Origin of the sequence: Psychrobacter urativorans (genome assembly GCF_904846675.1) — a bacterium.
Classification (GTDB): Bacteria; Pseudomonadota; Gammaproteobacteria; order Pseudomonadales; family Moraxellaceae; genus Psychrobacter; species Psychrobacter urativorans_B.
This window is the reverse complement of the sequence record NZ_CAJHBT010000004.1, coordinates 101,743-122,954: the sequence shown is the minus strand read 5'-3', so window position 1 is coordinate 122,954 and position 21,212 is coordinate 101,743. Positions and strand designations below refer to the sequence as shown.

Here is a 21,212-nt window from a genome sequence, read left to right as displayed (position 1 = left end):
TCTATTTAATGCTGACGTTTATTTTGCATCTTGACAAACAACTCGCTACCTTGACGTGCAGGATGTGAGTTGTAGCAAGGCTCCATCACCTTAATATCAAAGTATGGCGCAAAACGCTGACGATATTCATCTGCGTCACCACCAAAGGGCGGATGTGGCTTGCCAAAATCTTTCTCAAATAACAACCCAACCAGTTTGCCGTTAGGTTTGAGTAGTCTTGCCATTTGCTGAACGTAATCATCACGGCGTGCAGGATTTATCGCACAAAAAAAAGTTTGCTCAAACACCCAATCGAACTGATAATCGTTAGGCGACAAGGCAAAAAAGTCGGCACAGATAAGATGCTCGGTTGGAAAGCTTGGATAGCGCTCAGCAAAGGCTTCAATAGCTGCTGGGGCAAAATCAACCAAAGTCACATTGGTAAAGCCTTGCTTATGCAAGTAACCGACCTCATAGGCATTGCCAGCGCCAGCAACCAAAATTGCCTGATCTTTAGCCGATGCGGGTAACTGGTCAACATAAGCCTTAAGTGGCAATGATACTTCACCCATATCCCAGCCAGTACTATTTTTCTCATAACGCTGCTGCCAAAAACCGGCTTGATCGACAATATTCATACGATATATCCCTATATACTGCCATGTTGTTTAAGCAGTTAGCCTTGTAGCATTAGGGCTTATCATATCAGGCTTATGGAGTACATTGATCATGTATTTATTCTAATCTAGCTGCCCAGACTTGCCAGCCAGCCTATCATGCCACTGCTGATAATCTGGCATTGCCGTAGCAACGGTTTGCCAAAAGGCGCGGCTATGATTGGCATGATGCAAATGACACAGCTCATGGACGATCACATATTCTGTGCATTCAATGGGATAGGCAGGAAGGTAGACTGAGAGCCAAATTCGGCGCGCGCCTGTATTACAACTGCCCCATCGCGTATGCATTTTTTTGATACGTACGTCATGAGCATAAGCGCCAACGATAGGTTGCCATTTGTCGAATAAAGCAGGCGTGACATCTGAGAGCTGTTGCCGATAATAGGCGATCTTTTCATCATTGTTAAGTGTAAAGGATTGCGCCTTACTCCATAACATAACAGGAGCAGGTGTTGTGGACGAATTAGTTGCTGCTAGCTGTCCATATTCCTGTCTACGCTTATACTATGCTAACACTTGCGGGTGATTATCTAGCGACCAAGCTACTCGCTTATCAATAGCCTGCGCCGTTTGCACAGCACTAATAGTCATGGGTACGGAGACCATTAATACATACGGCTTGAGGCGAAAGTTAATATTCTTAACGCGCTTTTTAGTCACTTGCAGCTCAATACCTACCGTTGCTAAACGCTGGATTACAGACTCTAATAAAGGCGTGGTAAAATCCTGTAGCATCATCAACTCTACCTTATAAAGCTTAACAATTATGCCGCTTAACACTCATGGTACCTGTAATCAGAATGCATATAATCAAAGCGGCTATAATCAGAGGGCTTGCAAATGATTGTCAAAAGACATCATATGCAGATAGCTGTCTTTAACAATACCTTCGGTTAGCTTGTCACTTTTTTGTTCTAATGCTACTGGACTTAACGTGGTCAATTGTCCTTGACCATCACTGACAATAAATCCTGCATGCATAGCATTGACGTTGTTGCTGCTAGCACCGACGCCCCGGCACAATCATGCAGTCGCACAGTTCACGTATCGTTAAATCTTAGAGTGCCGCGCAGCCGCCAATCGGTGTGGTCACGCATAACAGATTATCCTGGCTATCAACTGCGACACTAGCAATATACTGATGAAAACGCTTATCCTAAAATTGTGAACCGGCATCCGCATCTAAACTATCAATACCGACGGCATTGGCGGCATTTTCAATACCAGCGGCCAGCTCTTGTAAGCTATTAATACCACTCTCAATCCAGCCGCGACGCTTATTTTGCTCTTCAGCAGAAATACCATGCTTGCTTGCTTGTTTGACGGTCGCAATCATTTGGTCAACTTTGATGCCTTCTTTTTCGCCTTTAGCAACAATAACGTTAAAGGCATCCTCTACCTTCTTAAAGTCAGCAGCTAGTTTATCGGCAGCGTCTTTATGATTCGTATCTATCAAATAGTTTTTGATACCATAGCCGCCAACTGATTTACCGTCGACCGTTTTATAATTACCATTAAAGACGTTTTGAATACCGCGCGCATTATTAGCATAGCTTAGATGGGTCAAATCACTAAAGTACTCATACTCACCTTCGGTAGAACCAGTCACAAAAGCAACTTGCATACGCTTAGAGGCCAACTCGCCAAGGGCTAAGCTGCTCATTTGGTACAGAATTTGACGTAGACCATTGTTATCTTTACGCGCCATCATATCGCTACGGAGTGTGTTTTCACTTTCAGGCTGCCACTCAACTTCCATCGTTGTTAAGTCATCTACCAATAATTGAGTAACCGCTTTTAGATACTGGCCACGGCGCGTACAAATGCTCGCATCTGTATTGACTGTCTCACCGCTAGTACATTGACCCGCCTCATTCGTAGAGTCAGTCACAAAATCGCTAACTGGACGATTACCTGCGCCCCCGCCCACGCCATTAGTATCCTGACCCCATAATAAAAATTCGATGGCATGATAACCGGTAGTGACATTGGCTTCACTACCACCGATTTCGTTCATCTCTGCTAGTAGCTCAGGCGTGATGGTGCTAGTGTCCTGTTTTAGGCTACCGACCGAGATGCTATCACTATTGATGATATTGTCTTTACTATTGTACTCACCGATATAGCTGTCACTGACGTAATCAATTAGCGCCTCATCGAGTGGCCATGCATTGACCTGACCTTCCCAGCCATCGACACTGCCAATAGCACGCTGGTCATTGGTAGTAACGAAACCTTCATCAAAACGGAAAACCTCCGTTTGGGTATAGGGTTGGCGTGCCACTTTATAAGCCGCTTTTGCCGCATTAAGATTGGCTGCTGTTGGCGTATCCACATAAGTATTCACTGCCGTTTGCAGCAATTTGGCTGTCTCTAACGAATCCTTATAAGCGGCATGCGCCATATCTGAATAACTGATAAGTAAGCGGTCAATATTGGCTTGTTCAGCAGCGGATACTTGCTTAATATCGACGGTCGAGGTGGCTTGTACTTCTGTTTGCGTATCGGTAGCGGCGGCAACTTCATCGGTCTGCTTACTGCAACCGGTTACCATCAACACGGCTGCCAATGCAGCAGCTAAGGTGGTTGGTAAAATTTTACGGCTCGTCACTGTGGGGATAGTCATACATGTACTCGATGGGATTCATTGAAGTAAAAAGACAAAAAATTGGTGACACTTAAGATAACACTCAGAGTTTGAGGTAATATTCCGAGTCGTGCAAATTATAATATTATTGATAACTATCATCAAATTTCAAGTAACAATTGCCAGCTTATTCACCCGCTTTAAAACTAGAAAAAGTACAAACTATAATTTATATAAATAACTTGTTAAAATTTGCCATGAAAAAAGGCCAGCTCAGTGCTGACCTTCTTAATGAACCTAAATGTTTGTTCGTTAATTAACGAACGCTATTTGGTGCATTAACCGTTAACTCGACACGACGGTTTTGCTGACGTCCGTATTCAGTGTTATTATCAGCGATTGGACGAGATTGGCCATAAGCAACAACGTTGATACGGCTAGAGGCTACGCCACGTGCGGTTAAATAGTCAGCTACTGAATAAGCACGGTCGCGTGATAGACCTTGGTTATAAGACGCTGAACCTTTGCTATCGGTATGGCCAGCGATAGTAATAGAGTTTTGATTGTACTGATTCATGGTAGACGCAAGCTTATCAAGCGTTGGCTTAAAACTCGAGCTCAAGGTCGCATTGTCGAATGAGAATGTGATATTACCTGGCATTACTAGATCAATATTACCATTAGCATTTGGCGTAACAACCACGCCTGTACCCGCCATTTGTTGTTCAAGCTGCTTGGCTTGACGCTCCATATAATACCCAACACCAGTACCCAGTGCTGCACCAATAGCGGCATCACGACCAGTACTGCCACCACCAGTTGCTTTAGAAATAACTGCGCCGCCAGCTGCGCCCGCTAAAGTGCCAATAGCGGCTTTATTGAGACGTTGTTCTCCAGTATTTGGATCAGTGGCACAACCAGTAAGTGCTAAACCTGATGCCACTGCCAAGACCATAAGTTGATTACGCATAATATATTCCTCTTAAATTAGTATTATAAAAATTAACATTATAAGGTATGCTATTTAAATAGCTTATTAGGTGTTGTTCATACTCGTTATTATTATCGCAAGCACAACCTATCTATGTGTAATATTTTGTCATATCTATGTACAAGATGTGCATGATATCCTAGTGGCTTACTCTTTTAAGCCACTAGGATATCTTGATGTCTCTATGTTATTCTTAGCTAATAAATCATTAGAATAAACAAGCCTTTATGCCTTTTTATATCTTATTATTATCAGTCACGTTAACACTCGTACACTATCACTGATTTCTGCTAGAATCAGGCAGCGTATGATTAGTAGTTACCAATGTAGAACCAACGACATAGATATATAGCCCGATCAAGAATAGATAAGAGGATTTAACATGCGACTGACTGCTGCCATTCAAGACTTACATAAACGCGCGCCTAAACTTGGCAAAGCCGTCTCCCTAGCTACGGCTACCGGTGTCATTGCGGCCAATAGTGTTGCCGCTAGTGTTCCCGTATGGTTAATGGGCGCGGCCAAAATCATCACCGGCTCACAAGTTGCAGATGACACCGTAATTAGAGTCACCAACCGTTGGATTAGCAGTAATAACGCGTTGATTGATAATATTTTGCCGCGCAAGGATTGGCGGATTAGTCTGCCCGATGATGTGCATCCCAATGGTAAATACTTGCTCATTAGCAATCATCAATCGTGGGTCGATACCAGTGTGGTGCAATATATCAGTGAAAATCGTTTGCCACTGACACGATTTTTTACCAAGTTTGAGCTGATTTATATTCCTGTCATTGGCCAAGCCTTTTATTTTCTAGATTTTCCCATGATGCGCCGCCATTCTAAAGAAGCGGTTGCCAAAAATCCGGCGCTGAAGGGCAAAGATATCGAAGAAGCCAAACGTGCCTGTTCTCTGCTTAAAAACAAACCTTTTACTCTACTGAATTATCTAGAAGGCACGCGCTTTACCCAATCCAAACACGACAAGCAAAAATCACCGTATCAGCATTTACTCAAACCACGAGCAGGCGGCTTATCGCTGGCTATTAACGCTTTAGGGGCTGATATCGATGGCATTTTGGACATGACGATTGTCTATCCAGACGGCATACCGACTTATAGCGACTTATGGAAAGGTAATATCAAGCGTTTGGGCGTCGATGTACGTTATATCGAGATGCCTAAAGCACTATTTACGGCTATAGAAAGTGGCCGCTATGAAGATGATGAAGATATCAAAGCGCAGACGTTTGACTGGCTGGACCAAGCTTGGCAGCAAAAGGATAAGCGTATCGATGAGATGCTCGCTGAGTTTGAAGCTAACCCCGCAGACGAAGATGCTTAACTGGCAGGTAAGAAATACTGGTTCATTAAACAGCATGGATAACAAATGCGATGTTAGAGTAAAATAGCGCTAATATCGCCTTTTGTGGTTTTCATTTATAATAATTGGCAGCGCTTATCCTGAATCTAAAGCCTTGTTCTTTATTTCACTCAATACCTAATATCATTACTCAACATAAGGTACGACTGTGTCCGCCTCTTCTGCTGCCAATCCACCTTTAGACCCAAAATCATTACCAAATCAAACCAATGCACAGCCGCCAGAACCACCATACCCCAAGCGCCCCAAACCTGATCATCCGAAACCCAATCGCTTAAAGCTGACCTATGACATTGTCATGATGATAGCTATTAGTATTGACTTGCTATTAATCAGTATCGATGCGGTTTTGATGAGTAATTTTAGTAGTAATGTGGCAGGCTGGTTGGCACTTAGCGAGGGTCTGAGTTGGTATCAAGCGGTCATACATGACCCGCTACGTACTGCCGGCGGATTTTTTACCATACTGTTAATTGTTGAGCTACTAGTCCGCTGGGCGGTTGCCATCAAGCAGCAGGTTTATTATCGTTGGTTTTTCTTTCCCTTTATCCATTGGTATGAAGTGCTGGGCTGTTTTCCGCAGCTGCGTGCCTTGCGCTTATTTCGAGCGGTGGTCATTGGCCGGCGCTTGTACCAACTCGGCTATCAAGTCTTGCCGCAGCCGTGGCTCGATCGCATTAAGTTTTATATTAACCTGCTGTTAGAAGAGCTGTCCGATCGCGTTATTTTGACCACCATTCATAATTATCGCCAGCAGCTTACCGACCCTAAAATGCAACAGTCTTTGATTGAATCCACCATCGCGCGCAACCGTGATGAGATCGAGTCCACTTTGCTATCATTACTGCGCCAAGAGCTCGCGCCACAATTGCACAAGCTGACCAATGACTCAGTAGGCGGTAATTTGCTGGCCAGTGAGGTCGGTAATGCCATTCAAGAGGGGCTGGCCAATACCCCAGAGCTGCGTCGTTATCTGCGCCTGATTCCGATAGCGGGCAAACTGATTGAATCACAATTATTAGATATCGGGCACAGTGTTGGCGAAAATGTCGTGTACTCGATTAATGAGCGCTTGCTCGACCCTGAGCGTGTTGATGGCTTAATGGTGGCGATTGCCCACGGTGTCACCCATATTGATACCAATAATACGGCGCTGGAATCGTTAATAGCCAGTATCATTGCCGACAGCCTAACCGAGTTTGAGGTGCAAATAAAAGTTCAACAATGGAAATACCAAGATATGCTGAAATTCTAATAGACATAATAATTGAGGTTTATGGAAAATAGCTAGCATACCAACATTCAGTGCATTTTATAACGAGTAGGATTACACTTGGTAGTACACGGCTCATGGATATAGTACACTGCTCATGGATAGGTTTAAGCTGTTGCGTAAACCTCAATCGCCTAAGAAATATTCATTTAATAATTGCTTAACTGACTCATTGCTTAGATAACTAGTATTCACATAACTAATAATAATAACGACTGTGACTGACTTTTAAGGACTGACATTATGACGATTTCGGATACAGACAACCACATACTGACCCCAACAACCGCGTCTGCTATGACCTTCTATGGGAAAATGCTAACTTTTTCACGCTTGCAAATAAATACTGACGACCTAGTGGCAATTGATACGCAGCTTACAGGAATGCTCAGTAATAAAACCAGCAATATTCCGGTCATTATCGACAGCGATATTGTGCAAGATTTATCCGCATTAGTAGAGCTGCTATGGTCGTGGGGACTACAACCGATTGGCGTGGTCACAGGAGTGCTTGAAGAACAAGCGCGTGCGCAACGACTGGCGATATTCCCAGCAGATGGCAAGCGTATTGAACGCATTTTACCCAGTAAAAAACCAACGACTCAGATCAGTCAAGCAGCGGTTAGTACGGCCTCTGAAGCACCACTTGATAATGCGGTCATTCCCTCGACCGTCGAAGATTCTCCTGACGCAACATCCGCGCCTACAGAAACTTTCCTTAGTGCAGAACACATTACCAGTTTAATCTATGACCAAATGCTGCGCTCAGGCCAAAGCTTGAACCATGTTGGCGGTGATTTAATATTAACCAATAGCGTTAATAGTGGCGCTGAAGCCATCACTGATAATAACTTGCATGTCTACGGACGCGCGCAAGGACGTTTGGTTGCAGGTGCCACCGGTGATAAAGACGTTCGTATCTTTTGCCAAATTTTTAACCCCAGCCTAGTATCAGTCGCCGGCACCTACTGCTTGCGTGATAACTTACCAGAAGAGGTCATTGATAAAGCAGTAGAAGTGCGCTTTGTTGAAGGTCAAGGCTTGGTGTTTAAAGTAATCGATACTGTATAAAATCATTTTGTTATGTTTATATAACAAGATAGTAAAAGCGAGAAGATTTATAATCTGCGTAATGACGTCCTATTTATTTTAGTCGTATTTTGTCGTTTCATGCAGACTTGCTATAAATTTTTGATTATTTATGCTAGTCTTACACACGCAGAGTATAGTTATCTCATAAGCGAACGCGCTGTTTTATTTAACAGACATCCCATTGATTGATAGGAGTGTGCCATTGTGGCAAAGATTGTTGTAATCACTTCAGGTAAAGGCGGTGTGGGCAAAACCACGACCAGTGCTTCTTTTGCCGCCGGTTTAGCATTACGTGGCTATAAGACAGTGGTTATCGATTTTGATGTGGGCTTGCGTAATCTAGATTTGATTATGGGCTGTGAAAATCGTATTGTTTATGACTTTGTTGATGTCATTAAAGGCAATGCCCGCCTGTCACAAGCCTTGGTTAAGGACAAGCAGCTGGAAAATTTATATATCCTGCCTGCCAGCCAAACGCGTGATAAAGATGCGTTGACTAACGAGGGCGTAGCGGAAGTCATGGAGGAGCTGTCTAAGCAATTTGACTATATAATCTGTGATTCGCCAGCAGGTATTGAACGCGGCGCTCAGCTGGCCATGTATCATGCCGACGAGGCCATTATCGTTACTAACCCTGAGATTTCTTCAGTACGTGACTCTGATCGTATTATTGGTATTCTGCAAAGCCGCACCAAAAAAGTTGAAGAAGACAAAGGTTCAATACGTGAGCATTTGATCATCACGCGCTATAATGCGGAACGCGCAGCGGTCAATGAGATGATGAGTATTGAAACCATCTCTAACGACATCTTGAAAGTGCCATTATTAGGTGTTATTCCCGAGAGTCACTCTGTGCTTGAAGCCTCTAACCATGGCGAGCCAGTCATTCATTATACTGACTCAGTTGCTGGTCAATGCTATGACGATATCGTCGCCCGCTTCTTAGGTGAAGAGCGACCCCTACGTCATATTGACGTGAAGAAAAAGAGTTTCTTACAGCGCTGGTTTGGAGGTTAATAATGAGCAAGAAAAAAGGATTTTGGAGTAACTTATTCGGTACAGATGATGCTGGCGATGCGGGTAGTGCCAATATGGCAACTGAGCGCCTAAAAGTTATCGTTGCCAGTGAAAACCGTTTAAATAATCGCTTAACTACTGATCGTATCGAAAAAATGAAACGTGAAATACTTGAAGTGGTGAATAAATATGTCAATGGTGTACAGATTGATGATGTGAATATCAACCATCGTCATGAAGATACCCTTGATGTGCTTGAGATGAACATTAGCTTGCCTGAGCATAAAAAATAAGTATAGCAATATTCAGTAAATCAACAAACATTTTAAGTGTTCGAAAAAATGCCCTAAGCTTGATACTTAGGGCATTTTTTATGGCTCATATTCTTCGTTGTTAGTTGTGCTTTTTTATCAGTAATACCTTTTTTTCGGCAGCTTAATATCAATGAACCACTATTACATACGATCCATTAAACCATCTTTTTTGATAAACTGATGGTATAACGCCGCGCCAATATGCGCTAAGGTAAACGCGATAATCATCGGCCAAATGATATCAGCATGTACATCATTATAGAAACGTGCCATACCTCGATCTGGGGTCACAAATACCGGAATTTGGAACAGACCAAACATATCAACCGGACGTCCCCCATAAACTGACATCAACAGTCCGGTTATTGGCATAGCAATCAGCAAGGCATACAAAGCAAAATGGGTTAAGTGGGCTATTATGGCTTGCCATTTAGGCATCGGCACCGAGGGTGGTGCTTTCATAAACACACGATTAATCACCCGCGCAATCATCCAAAACAATACACTGATACCAAAGGCTTTATGCAAACCGATATATACCTTACTATCGGTATAGCTGTATAGCAACATGAGCAGCCACGTCCCTAGCAATAATAATGCGCTGATCCAGTGAAACACTCGGCTACTAGCTGGCCACTTTTGCACGCTGACATTACCCTTATTCATAAATACCCTTTTTAGCGATGCTGATCTAAACGCCCTATTGTATCTTGATACAATATGCTTTAATAAAATACTTATAAACAAATTGTTTCCGGAAATATTTTACTATTATTTATCATTGATAAAGCACTTTATTCTAACTGTCTAAATCAACTAACTGGTGAGAAATTTTATCCAAATCGGGTACGATATAAGGGATGTCATCAATAACAACCGTTTGGAATAAGTAGGATAACACCACATTTTCTCTGAAGTGTTCTTCGACTATATCTTGTCTGTTGTTTTCGCCCTCATCTTCACTACTGATCTGCTTATAGATATTGAATCCATCGTCTTTGGCTTTATTATAGTCAATATTGCTAATGGCAACATCAACATAACGTTCAGGCAATTCTGCGTCTTTAACATCGGAGATTCTGACCTTTAGCTCACGCAGCTCGCCTGCGGTCTGCAACGCCAATCGATGCACCGTCGTATTTCCCTCTAACACAATGAGTTTATCTGGGGTTTGATCGCATGGTAGTAGATGAAATACCATCACTTCTTGCTGCTGCCACAGATAAGTCCAAATGCGATCGTCATAATTATCAACGCTAAGGATTAAGCTACTAGGGATAATCCAGTCAGGCTGATTAATAGCAGGAACAAGGGTCACATCAAGCATGCCATTGTCCGCTGTCAGCAGACTTACTGCTTCAAACGTATGTTTTCTTACTTGGTTCATGGATCGCTCATCATAGATTAAAATAAAAAATATTAAAGACTAAGGGCTAAGACGTTAAAGTGAAGAATATTAAGGTTGAGAAGGTTGGGGTTCAGAAAAATCAGTACTCATCTCATTAACGTAAAAGGCAGTGCCCAGAGCGTAGCCGCTGGATAGTATTGAGGACCTAACAACGCCAATCGTTATGCCAGTTGAGTATACGCGGTAAGGTTTTAACCATACTTTTATTAAAGTGATGCGGCAATAAAATATAAATCGGCGTAATAGGGCTACCCAAGTGTTATTCATTATGAGTGATACTCATTTTTGAGTCCAATAGATCCTGGATTTTACGTAACAACTCCTTCTCTTGGAAAGGTTTACCCATATAGTCGTTGACGCCAATCTCAAAGGCACGCTCACGATGCTTCTCACCCGTTCTTGAAGTAATCATAATAATAGGTATGTGGTGTAGACGCTTATCAAATCGGACTTGGGTTGCTACCTCGAAGCCATCCATTCGCGGCATCTCGATATCCAATAGAATCAAGTCAGGCGTCAACTCTTGCAATATTTCAATGGCATCTATGCCATCTTTTGCCACCACTGCTGTGATTCCTTGGCGCTCTAAGAAGCGCGAGGTGACCTTTCGAACCGTCACTGAGTCATCAACCACTAGTACCGTTGGCTGATGGCCTACTTGGGGCACATCATTAATACGAGCTTGCGAAGCTACCATTTGCGCGTTATCTTTGTGTGCTGGAACATTACGTAATAACGCTATTAAATCTAAAATCAGCATTACTGAACCATCACCCATAATAGTTGCCGCTGAGATACCTGCTAAATGCGACAGCTGCTTGCCAAGCGGTTTTACCACCACCTCGATACGTGAGCCGGCGATTTGATCGACTTGTAGCGCCAAACTTTGTCCTGCGCGGTTTTTGACAATGATAACGGGCAAGCTAGTATTGGTACTAACAATCAGCTCATTGAGCTTATTGCCCGTTAAAATATCATTTAAATAACGAACACGGTAATCCGCCTCTTCGATACGCATAGTGGCCTGACCCGACTGATAGTAATCGTAGAGTTTCTCAGGGTTGACGCGCACCACCCGCTCAATCTGCACTAAAGGAATGGCATAATAACTATCCGCTGCTCGTACTACTAAAGCATCGGACACCGCCACAGTGAGCGGTAAGCGCATGGTAAAGCGCGACCCTTGCCCAGGCTCAGAAGTTACTGTCACCACGCCGCCTAACTGACGGACCTCGCTGATGACCACATCCATCCCTACTCCGCGCCCTGAGATTTGCGTGACTTTCTGGCTGGTAGTCAAACCGGCATTAAAGATATATTGCATGACATCAAGCTCAGACAATCTATTATCATGAGCATCAATAAGACCTTGAGAGACCGCCTTTCGGCGTACGGCATCAACATTAATACCGCGACCATCATCAGTCAAATTAATGACCACTTCACTACCTTCACGCAAAACCTCTAACGTGATGTGACCACTGCGACTCTTGCCAGCATTAAGACGGACCTGCGGGCTTTCAATACCGTGATCCACCGCATTTCGTAGCATGTGCTCAAGTGGTGACGTAATGCGCTCAAGAATGGTTCTGTCCATCTCATCATCCGCATTGACAATCGTAAGCTCTACAATCTTATTAAGCTCATTGGCTGTCTGCCGTACAATGCGCTCCAGACGCGGTGTCAAACGCTCGAAAGGCACCATCCGTGAGTTCATCAACCCATCTTGCAGTTCCGTTTGCGTCCGTGATAATTGTAATAACAAGCTTTCGCTATCACGGGTTTTCTCTAACAAAGTTCCATTAATATCAATTAAGTCGGAAGCCGACTCTGTTAAAGATTTCGATAACTGATTTAGAGAGGAATATTGATCCATCTCCAGTGGATCAAAGCTTTCATTTTTTAGCAACTCTTCATCATAGATTTGCGATAAAATCTGCTGCTCAAGTTCACTCTCCATCCGGCGCAATTGGTCTGCTAGACGCTGTACCGTCGTACCCATCTCTTCAATACTATTGGTCAGACTGCTCATACCCATATCAATACGCGCACGGTTAATCGCCGACTCACCTGATAGGTTAATCATGTGCTCAATCAAGTTGCCTGAGATACGAATCATCTCGTTACTGCTGCTGCTTTGCTCTTGCTCAACAAAGCTACCCGCCATCGATGGCATTACACTGATATCATCAACGCCGCGCACTGACTCACGCTTGGTCTTCGCCGCAAAAATAGCATTAAGCTGCAATTGTAGGGACTCAACAGGAACACTTTTTAGACTATCAGGGTTTTTGCTAAACTGCTGTAAGGCAGCTACTAATGCAGAAGGTATCGGGGGGTTAAGGTGATGTTTAAGGATAAATACGGCATCGGCCAACCAATCATGACAAGTGACCAGTAATTGCGCAACCATTTTGGTCGCAGGGCGGCGGCGAATAGCCAACTCTTCATAGACAGTTTCCATTTCATGCGCCAAATCTGCAATACCATTGGCAGCCACCATACGTGCGCCACCTTTGATGGTATGCAAATCACGCTGTAACGCTTGTAGAGCCACAATATCGCTGATGTTGCTCAAGAATAACTGCAAGTACTTAGTACTGCTGGCAATCAGCTCATCAGCCTCTTCTAAGAACACCTCTAAAATATCAGGGTCAGGCAAACCATCAACCCATGACAGGGCAATAAGACTGTCAAGACTCACAATCTTAGAAGCCTTATCGATAGCGATACCACCATCTATTACGGTCTCGCTATCATCACCGCTCATATGATTTTGTAGCGCTGGTAATACCAATGTGACCGTTACTGGTAACTGGTCCGTTTTTTCGAATTGTTGTAGCTGAGCGATTAATTCATGTGCAAAAAATGACTCTTGGTAACGCACCACATAGTCAATCTGTAAAGACAAGCTGTCTTGAACCATTTGCATAATGGTCAACCACTGCGGGGTTGGTTGTAATCGCGCTTCAACGAAAGCTTCGTAGATGCTTTCGGCTTCATGGGTCAAATCGCCAATACTATGAATACCTGCCATGCGCGCGCCACCTTTAATGGTGTGCAAATACCGCTGCAATATCTTCAATGTCACTATACTATCAATATCAGCGCGCCATTTGCTGAACGTTTGCGCAATGGCGCTATCCAACTCTTGCGCCTCTTCTAAAAAAATTTCTAGCAGCTCAATATCGGTATCAATTGCTTCAAGCTGGAGCTCGTCCGCTTGTATACTCTCGACAGGGTGCGTTAAGATAGATTGCAGGACTTCAACGCTATTTTTATTAGCTGTATCTACTTTCTCGTTTATCAAGTCATTGGACAAAGTATTCTTGATATTGGTTTCAATATCAGTATCGGAAGTAGACAGCGCCTGCAAATCTGCAACCACTTGCTTATCAACTTTCAAAGACATGCTGCCAGCCAAGGCATCAAATAAGTCGACCAATTGCGCATGACCAGCAAGTAGGCGCGCTTGTATAAGCTCGCTATGTGCACTTTTAGGATGCTCAGTAATATAACTATAAGCCTCGTTTAGGGCACCGAGTATCAAGGTAAACTTGGAAGAGTCAGCCGTTTTTGACGCCAAGCGTGCAATTTGTGCGCACTGTTGTCGTACATAAACTTGTATTTGCTCAAGGTCAGATCTGCTAAATGCTGTGCGTAATTGGCAATCGGCATCTAGTAGTCCATCGATATCGCAGTCAAGGAGCTGTGCCACACTAAGCTTACTATCACGACCGACAGATGTGACTTCTATTTCACCCAGCATCGCTTGTAATGATGCCAAGTCCTGCTGACTTTTTGCGTCCGTCTCCACAGGCTGACTTTGCTGTTGTACACTTTCTTTATAAGCAACTAAATAATCTTCTATTAGGGCCGTTGACTTAGTGAGTGCTTGTAGATGCTGAGCATTCATCATGATATCTTGTTGTTGAAATTGCTCTAAACTTTGTTCTATCGCAGCGCTGACCTCACTAATAGCTGCAAGGGCGCTTGAGCCAGAGGCGGCGCGTAAAGTATGAAACGCGCGAACGACTTCATCACTCACCTCAATTTGGGATTGGTATTCATTATCGCTGACGAAGTCATTAATTTTTTTTAATAACGTCTGTGCCTCTTCAACGAAAATTTTACAAAATTCTTGTTCCTCTCTACTTTGATTAGGCATTACTGCAGGAGCATCTGCCATAATTTCATTCACAGTATGAAAGGTCTGTAACATGTTCTCTATACTAGCTTTGGCATCATTAGCCATTTCAGCGGCCATTGTTATGGCTTTTGTAGAAGGGCCATCTGTCTGTTTGGGGGGCGACTGTAACAACCACTGTGAGCGTACGTCAGGATAACTGAACGCATCGCCATATTGTTTACTATAGACCTGTGCACAAGCTACCCATAACGGTACCATGGCAGAATAAATTTTTGGATTATTAGCTTCATCCTCTTCTTCTGCAAAGGTATTCATTAATTCTGGATAGGCGGCTAAAACATCATCAGTCAACTGGACAATATCTGGAGTGACCTTGATAGCTTGCTCTAAAATACGGTTGAGCATATCTTCTATTGCCCATGCCAGCTCACCGGTATAATTAGCGCCAACCATGCGCCCTGAACCTTTTAGGGTATGAAAGCCGCGGCGAATGTCAGGTAGCACTGTTAAGGTTTCTGGCGCTTGCTTCCAAAGTCGACATAACGGTGTAATTTCTGCTAAGACCTCTTCTGCTTCTTCAATAAATATCTTTTTGATATCAGGGTCAGCATCTTGTGTATCCGATGGCAGTTGTTCAGCCACTGCTATAAATGGCGTCAGTATAGCCGGTAACTGCGCATCTGTAATTGGTCGCGTATCGAGGTTATTATTATGATAACCATCCACTTCATCGTCATCTGCAACGCTATTCGTATTGTCAGCGCTATCGGTAATACTACCATTAGCATCATTACTAACATTGTCATCAGTGTTAATATCGGCACTTGTGGCGTCTATATCTATACTATCTGACTGTTGCTCAATATCTGGGTCGGCAGGCGGGCTCATACCGTAATCGAGTGGTTGGCCTGCCACTGTATTACTACTTTGTAGAATAGTAAGAGCCGGATCAGTACTTGGTGGCCGCTGTGCAGTAAAATCCGCTACTAAAATTGGTAGGTGTTGGGTAGTCTGTAATACTAAATCGACTACTTGATCGGTAACGGATAAAGTTTTATCCAGAATACGGTTCAGTAGGCTTTCAATCGCCCAGGCCATCTCGCTAATGCTAAAGGCACCAACCGTGCGCCCTGCACCCTTAAGCACATGAAAACCACGACATACTTCTGTTAAAGGCGTTAAGTCTTGTGAGTCTTGCGCCCATATAGGCAAAAAGTCTTCTAAATCGCTAATAATCTCATTAGCCTCTTCGATAAAGATGTCTCGTATTTCCTCATCCACCTCAACGCTATCAGGCTGCAATTGGGTTCGCGCCACTTGTAGCGCTGCACTTTCTACAATCGTGCTATCTAGCGCTTCATTATTACTATTACTGGCACTATGAAAATATTTAGCATCGGTCGCGTTGTCTACATTGTTGGCGTTACCATAATAGGCATCATTATTTGTATCAGCAGAAACGACAGCCGTAACATTAAGATCAACGCCAATTTCACCGTCATCATCGTAACGCACCACATCATGAGCGGACGCTTTAGAAGACACATCAGTAGGTTGGCTATCCGTAGCTGCCGCGTCATCAATAGGGTTATAAATAAGTTCTGTTAATAACTGTTCAGCCTTATCAATATAGGCAGCAGAATGCGTCAATAATGGTTGGTCGAATACTTGCTGTGCTAAATAATCTAACAGCAGCTCAATTGAGGACAGTCCATCAGCCAAAGCTTGAGTCAAACCCCAACCTAGTGCGCTAATATCACATGCCTCGATTTGAGCGAATAGCAAGCTGATCTTATTGGTAACTTCCCGTGCAGCAGTTAGTCCCATATCATCAAAAGCATCACCAATCTCAGCGAATGTTTCAGCTCGAGGCAGTAAATATGGCTGTTGACGCTGGACATAATCATTAAAGTGATGTTTGACATCTTCAACGGCGATACGCAACTGGCGCAACGCACCATCATCTGGCGCTATGGGCCCAGACTGCTGAGTTGTTATTTCTTGTTCAGAAACAGCCGCGCTGTTGGTGGATGCAACAGACATGCCATCACCAATCTTGTTACGTATAGATTGCTCGATATCATATATCGCGCTATAGAGCTCTTGTAGTTGATGCTCAATCTGCCACTGCATTTGAGCAAAAACAGACTCCGATTCAGCACTATCGATCAAATCAACTATAATTCGACTAACTTGTGACTCGTAGAATGTCCAGCCACGCATGCTTAGCTGTTTTTTTATCTTTTGTAGCGGCTCTAACAATGTTTGCGGTTGATCTAAAGCAAAAATGACCGTCTCAATCTCACTTAAAATACGCGGCAAAAAACGTAAGTTTGCATCAGTAGATTCTGGTAAGTGGCTTAGTAAGGTCTGCGCGTGAGCACTGATGTGCGTCAACCCGCTCAACTGAATGTAAATATCGGCGATCAGACTTTCAAGTAAATGCGGGGCTAAAAAATCGTGAGACAAAGAATTAGAGTCTTGTAAGTCAGCGCTAGAATCCGACTGAGCCGTATCTTGGACGGTTAGTGAGCTAATATCTTGCCCAGCTTGTAAGCTATAGGCATCGATAACTCGCTCTAAACTTGCTAATAACGCGGTGTAATGTATAGGTAACGGTCGCTTGTTTTGCGCCAAATTATTTAACCACAGTTCAGTCATACACCACAGTCGCTGCTGCAGGCTACTCTTGGTACTCTGCCATAAATAATGACTGACCTTTTCAAGTAATACTAATATTGACGGCTGATTGTTATTTTCAGCCAGTAGCCTTTGTGCTTGATGACGCCAAACGGTTAGTAGTTGCTGGTATTGCGGAGCTTGTAGAGGGATGACCGTTAATACTGTAGGAGTGGCTACGGTCACTTCTTGGTAGGGGATAGCAGGATAATGAGTAACAGTATGAGTGGGAGAGTCATTAGAGAGTAAAGCCTGAGTTTGCAAATCCTCCATTTGTTCAGACGTTGTTGTAGTTTTGGTTATTATCCGCGCGAGAACCTCAATAGTTTTGATGATTAAAGAACCACGATAGCTGCCTATTTGCACATATTGAGTCAGCTCATATTGCAATAATTGATGCGCAAATCGGGCTTTTTTATACTGTTCATCATTAAGAACGTCCTGATAACCGATTTCTGCTAACAAGCTCAATTTAGCTGCTAACTCTGCTAAGCGTGGCAGATTGGCCATGATCAAAGCGCCGCTAAGCTGATGGTAATCGTGCTCCATAACTTCAAAACTAATAGGGTTTTTAAGATTAGTAGTATTTTTAAAATTAGTAGCGTCTTCTGGATCGACAGTATCAGCGTCTACTTGCCAGCCATCAGACAACTGCGATAATTGCTGATTGAATAGTGGCAACAGCCACTCAAGCGTCACCATTTCATTAGGCTGGTTCTTCATAGGATTATCCTAATTCGTTTATCGTTAATCCATGCGGCCATATCAACTTGCTATCGTGATTAGTGGTTGTCAGTGTCAGTAATTAGAAAGCTACTGTATTTAGTATACTAGCGTGCTGGTTTGTTATCAGCTTGTCCTACTAGTTGTTACAGTCACACTTTATTTAGTAAATTTTGCTCTAGTAACACTATTTAATTAGCAATGTCTCTTCCCTAATAAGATTTCATTTTTCCAAAAAAAGTCTGACTATTCTTAAACTCATTAACTGAGTTCATCCACTTATCTTTTGCCATGCGTCAACTTGGGGATGACTAATGCGGCGCATATTGGCAGGACGCTATCCTAGCCCCTCCCCTGGTGCTAAGCTCATTACCAATCACCACGCCTCCTGCTCCGACGAGCAGCCCATTGGCGCTAGCAGTATTGTCAACCGCATTAACCAACCATTGCCATTGTTTAGCGGGCAATATAAAGCCAGTCTCTTTTTCAACATAACGCCGCCCCTGTCGCGTATTAAAATTGCTGGACTTCAGCGGCGATTGTTTAAGCGTCTTCAATAATTAATCGGCCTTATCGGCTATACACTTCTACGGCGCTGCACATAGTTTACTTGGGTACTAACATTCCAATGACACCTTAAGCCAGGCCAGCTATGACGTTCATTACACGATTTGAAAATTGTCATGTTCGTCATGTAAGAGCTCGTCACTATCAGACAATTTGAAACCAGTAACCGACTCTTGTAACGCAACTGCCATCTCACTCAGCTCACCAACCGAACGCGCGGTCGCCATCGTACCAGACGACGTTTGCGAAGTAATATCTTGAATAACATTCATGGTGTTGGAGATGTGACCAGCAGAATCAGCCTGTTGCTGGGCAGCGTTAGAGATATTTTGAATCAAATCAGCCAGTGTATTAGAAACACTTTGTACTTCTTCCAATGCTTCACCCGCATCTTTTGCTAAGCGCGCTCCGCGTACTACTTCAGAAGTGGTTGATTCCATCGACATAACCGCTTCGTTAGTATCGGCCTGAATGGTTTTTACCAAGGTTTCGATCTGTTTGGTCGCATTGGCTGAACGCTCAGCCAAACGTTGAACTTCGTCGGCTACGACTGCAAAACCGCGACCCGCTTCCCCAGCCATTGAGGCCTGAATAGCGGCGTTCAATGCCAAGACGTTGGTTTGGTCAGCAATGTCATTAATCAAGCCAACAATATCACCAATCTCCTGTGACGACTCACCCAAACGCTTGATACGTTTTGAGGTGTCTTGAATCTGGTCACGAATAACGTTCATACCCTCAATGGAGCGCTGTACCACATCGGCACCGTTATAAGCGATGGCAACAGAACGCTGAGCAACCGTCGCAGATTCAGTAGCGTTGGTTGATACTTGGTCGATGGACACTGCCATCTCGTTGATTGCTGCGGATACTCCAGCGATTTCTTGCGCTTGGTGTTCGGACGCTTCAGCAAGCTCAACGGCATTCATCTGTGTTTGTTCAGAGGACTGCGAGACACGATCCGCCGTACTGTTAATTACCAATACCAGCTGACGTAATTGGTCAATAGCGAAGTTCACTGAGTCAGCAATCGCCCCAGTAAAATCTTCTGATACGGTCGCATTGACTGTCAGATCCCCTTCTGCTAAGTCACCAAGCTCATCAAGTAGGCGCAAAATCGCCATCTGATTACGCTCATTCTCCTCTTGAATTTGGCGCGCGCGTTCTGACTCCGTTTCTGCCTCTTGACGGCGACGTAGGGTTTCTTTTTCAATCATTGAGCGCTCAGAGCTGCCGCGCTGCCCTAATAGCTGTGATAAGGCATATACCAGCCCCAACAATCCTAACAAGAACAACAAAGCCGGCCAAATTACGCTTCCGCGTTTTAAAATATTGCGATCGACATCAACTAACTGGGCTTGAGTCTCAGTAGCCAGATTACCTAAAGCGCGGGCATTTTCGCGCGACTCGATGGCAGGATTATTCAACGTTAATAGCTGCTCTACCACCGGTGCAATATCTTGATTATAAGTTTCAGCGATATTTTTTAGGGCAGGTACGACTGTGCCATAACTTTGCTGCTGTGTACTTAGCGTTTGGGCAAAGGCATCTGCTTGTTCTTTAAAATCTGCAGGCGTGCCATCAATACTGCGTGTCAAATTATCCATTTCAGTAGACAGACGCTCAGCACGCAAGGTTTGCGTCTGCATATTACTGATAGCAGCAGTTGGCAAATTAGCCCTGACAGCTTGCTCAACTCCCCTACCGTAATCGGTTTGCAGCTGCTTAGTGGCATTCGCGACATTGTCTTTTAATTCTTGTAGCGCATTGACATCGCTACGATGGTTCAAAACATAGTCGATTCTTTCTTTGTTGACTTGCCATTTTTCTGCAAGTGTTGCAAAGACAGCTTGATCGTCGGTGCCGTTTTGCTGCGCTGATTCTAGCGCTGATTCATAATTCTGGACGTCTGTTTGTAATGCATCATAAGCGCTAACATTTAGCGCTGTATCACGCGAGAATGTCGCATCGTTGACATTTTTTACAATATTAGCGGAGCTGACTTCCAGCTGATTGATGTTGTTTAAATAGGTACTTATCGTCGATAACGAGTTAATCAACCAAATAAGACTTATCACACTCATTAAGGCAAAAAAACCTAACAATATTTTACTCTGATTACTAGAGTCCTTAATGGTTGGGGTTCTTCTTTGAGCGCCAGTGACAGGATTTTTTATAACATCACTCATCGTACTTATTCCTTCCAAACAGTCTTCTAAGTCGTATCGTGACTGACTTTAACTCGGGCTATTTTTAGCAATAATTGATAAATAGCTTGAGTTAAAGTCAGTATGATTGCCGACATATCATCATGGCATGCCAGTCGTTATTCATTACGTATTGTTATTTATGCATTATCATTCATAGT

The 21,212-nt window shown here is 43.6% G+C and carries 16 protein-coding genes; 6 read left to right on the top strand and 10 right to left on the bottom strand.

Going from position 1 to position 21,212, the window contains the following annotated elements; translation table 11 throughout:
- Positions 1-5: 5 nt before the first annotated feature.
- From JMY06_RS03740 to JMY06_RS03720, 6 genes are all read right to left on the bottom strand, one after another.
- On the bottom strand, positions 6-617 hold the full coding sequence (locus JMY06_RS03740; protein ID WP_201616302.1) for a methyltransferase domain-containing protein: 612 nt from the start codon (positions 615-617) through the stop codon (positions 6-8).
- Between the two features lie 102 nt (positions 618-719).
- Positions 720-1,097, bottom strand: a complete 378-nt coding sequence (locus tag JMY06_RS11770) for a M48 family metallopeptidase (protein ID WP_227672146.1) — start codon at positions 1,095-1,097, stop codon at positions 720-722.
- Positions 1,098-1,163: 66 nt separating this feature from the next.
- Positions 1,164-1,397, bottom strand: coding sequence for a hypothetical protein (locus JMY06_RS11765; RefSeq protein WP_227672145.1), 234 nt, complete (start codon positions 1,395-1,397; stop codon positions 1,164-1,166).
- A gap of 87 nt (positions 1,398-1,484) precedes the next feature.
- Entirely contained in the window at positions 1,485-1,640 is a 156-nt protein-coding gene (locus JMY06_RS11760; protein ID WP_201527325.1) for a hypothetical protein, read from the bottom strand.
- 175 nt (positions 1,641-1,815) lie between these two features.
- Positions 1,816-3,285, bottom strand: coding sequence for an imelysin family protein (locus JMY06_RS03725; RefSeq protein ID WP_201616300.1), 1,470 nt, complete (start codon positions 3,283-3,285; stop codon positions 1,816-1,818).
- A gap of 277 nt (positions 3,286-3,562) precedes the next feature.
- Entirely contained in the window at positions 3,563-4,216 is a 654-nt protein-coding gene (locus JMY06_RS03720) for an OmpA family protein (RefSeq protein ID WP_201616298.1), read from the bottom strand.
- Positions 4,217-4,619: 403 nt separating this feature from the next.
- Here JMY06_RS03720 and JMY06_RS03715 point away from each other — a divergent pair, with 403 nt between their 5' ends.
- The 5 genes from JMY06_RS03715 to minE all read left to right on the top strand — a co-directional run bounded on the left by JMY06_RS03715 (position 4,620) and on the right by minE (position 9,296).
- Positions 4,620-5,582, top strand: coding sequence for an acyltransferase (locus JMY06_RS03715; protein WP_201527321.1), 963 nt, complete (start codon positions 4,620-4,622; stop codon positions 5,580-5,582).
- A 187-nt stretch (positions 5,583-5,769) separates the two neighbouring features.
- The gene (locus tag JMY06_RS03710; RefSeq protein ID WP_201616297.1) at positions 5,770-6,876 is read left to right on the top strand and encodes a hypothetical protein; all 1,107 of its coding nucleotides are present in this window, start codon (positions 5,770-5,772) and stop codon (positions 6,874-6,876) included.
- A 261-nt stretch (positions 6,877-7,137) separates the two neighbouring features.
- Positions 7,138-7,965 carry a septum site-determining protein MinC gene (minC, locus tag JMY06_RS03705; RefSeq protein WP_201616295.1) on the top strand — a complete coding sequence of 276 codons (828 nt, stop codon included), beginning with the start codon at positions 7,138-7,140 and terminating at the stop codon, positions 7,963-7,965.
- Positions 7,966-8,190: 225 nt separating this feature from the next.
- Complete coding sequence (minD, locus tag JMY06_RS03700) at positions 8,191-9,003, top strand: septum site-determining protein MinD (protein ID WP_201527315.1); 813 nt, start codon at positions 8,191-8,193, stop codon at positions 9,001-9,003.
- A 2-nt stretch (positions 9,004-9,005) separates the two neighbouring features.
- The gene (gene minE / locus JMY06_RS03695; protein ID WP_201527313.1) at positions 9,006-9,296 is read left to right on the top strand and encodes a cell division topological specificity factor MinE; all 291 of its coding nucleotides are present in this window, start codon (positions 9,006-9,008) and stop codon (positions 9,294-9,296) included.
- 162 nt (positions 9,297-9,458) lie between these two features.
- On the opposite strand, the gene JMY06_RS03690 is transcribed toward minE, so the two are convergent.
- The 3 genes from JMY06_RS03690 to JMY06_RS03680 form a co-directional block, all read right to left on the bottom strand.
- Positions 9,459-9,983 carry a cytochrome b gene (locus tag JMY06_RS03690; RefSeq protein WP_201527311.1) on the bottom strand — a complete coding sequence of 175 codons (525 nt, stop codon included), beginning with the start codon at positions 9,981-9,983 and terminating at the stop codon, positions 9,459-9,461.
- Positions 9,984-10,116: 133 nt separating this feature from the next.
- On the bottom strand, positions 10,117-10,704 hold the full coding sequence (locus JMY06_RS03685) for a hypothetical protein (RefSeq protein WP_201616293.1): 588 nt from the start codon (positions 10,702-10,704) through the stop codon (positions 10,117-10,119).
- Between the two features lie 280 nt (positions 10,705-10,984).
- Positions 10,985-18,277 carry an Hpt domain-containing protein gene (locus JMY06_RS03680; RefSeq protein ID WP_201616291.1) on the bottom strand — a complete coding sequence of 2,431 codons (7,293 nt, stop codon included), beginning with the start codon at positions 18,275-18,277 and terminating at the stop codon, positions 10,985-10,987.
- A 314-nt stretch (positions 18,278-18,591) separates the two neighbouring features.
- On the opposite strand from JMY06_RS03680, the gene JMY06_RS03675 reads away from it, so the two are divergent.
- Positions 18,592-18,837, top strand: a complete 246-nt coding sequence (locus tag JMY06_RS03675) for a hypothetical protein (RefSeq protein WP_201616289.1) — start codon at positions 18,592-18,594, stop codon at positions 18,835-18,837.
- Positions 18,838-18,939: 102 nt separating this feature from the next.
- Here JMY06_RS03675 and JMY06_RS11755 read toward each other — a convergent pair whose 3' ends face one another.
- Positions 18,940-21,033, bottom strand: a complete 2,094-nt coding sequence (locus JMY06_RS11755) for a methyl-accepting chemotaxis protein (protein WP_227672144.1) — start codon at positions 21,031-21,033, stop codon at positions 18,940-18,942.
- Positions 21,034-21,212: the final 179 nt, after the last annotated feature.

Excerpts from the sequence above, each read along its gene's own strand:
- JMY06_RS03725 (WP_201616300.1), bottom strand. The coding sequence starts at position 3,285 with ATGACTATCCCCACAGTGACGAGCCGTAAAATTTTACCAACCACCTTA.
- JMY06_RS03690 (WP_201527311.1), bottom strand. The coding sequence starts at position 9,983 with ATGAATAAGGGTAATGTCAGCGTGCAAAAGTGGCCAGCTAGTAGCCGA.
- JMY06_RS03680 (WP_201616291.1), bottom strand. The coding sequence starts at position 18,277 with ATGAAGAACCAGCCTAATGAAATGGTGACGCTTGAGTGGCTGTTGCCA.
- minE (WP_201527313.1), top strand. The coding sequence starts at position 9,006 with ATGAGCAAGAAAAAAGGATTTTGGAGTAACTTATTCGGTACAGATGAT.
- JMY06_RS11770 (WP_227672146.1), bottom strand. The coding sequence starts at position 1,097 with ATGTTATGGAGTAAGGCGCAATCCTTTACACTTAACAATGATGAAAAG.
- JMY06_RS03740 (WP_201616302.1), bottom strand. The coding sequence starts at position 617 with ATGAATATTGTCGATCAAGCCGGTTTTTGGCAGCAGCGTTATGAGAAA.
- JMY06_RS03715 (WP_201527321.1), top strand. The coding sequence starts at position 4,620 with ATGCGACTGACTGCTGCCATTCAAGACTTACATAAACGCGCGCCTAAA.
- JMY06_RS03675 (WP_201616289.1), top strand. The coding sequence starts at position 18,592 with ATGCGGCGCATATTGGCAGGACGCTATCCTAGCCCCTCCCCTGGTGCT.
- JMY06_RS11765 (WP_227672145.1), bottom strand. The coding sequence starts at position 1,397 with ATGATGCTACAGGATTTTACCACGCCTTTATTAGAGTCTGTAATCCAG.
- JMY06_RS03720 (WP_201616298.1), bottom strand. The coding sequence starts at position 4,216 with ATGCGTAATCAACTTATGGTCTTGGCAGTGGCATCAGGTTTAGCACTT.
- minC (WP_201616295.1), top strand. The coding sequence starts at position 7,138 with ATGACGATTTCGGATACAGACAACCACATACTGACCCCAACAACCGCG.
- JMY06_RS11755 (WP_227672144.1), bottom strand. The coding sequence starts at position 21,033 with ATGAGTGATGTTATAAAAAATCCTGTCACTGGCGCTCAAAGAAGAACC.
- JMY06_RS11760 (WP_201527325.1), bottom strand. The coding sequence starts at position 1,640 with ATGCATGCAGGATTTATTGTCAGTGATGGTCAAGGACAATTGACCACG.
- JMY06_RS03685 (WP_201616293.1), bottom strand. The coding sequence starts at position 10,704 with ATGAACCAAGTAAGAAAACATACGTTTGAAGCAGTAAGTCTGCTGACA.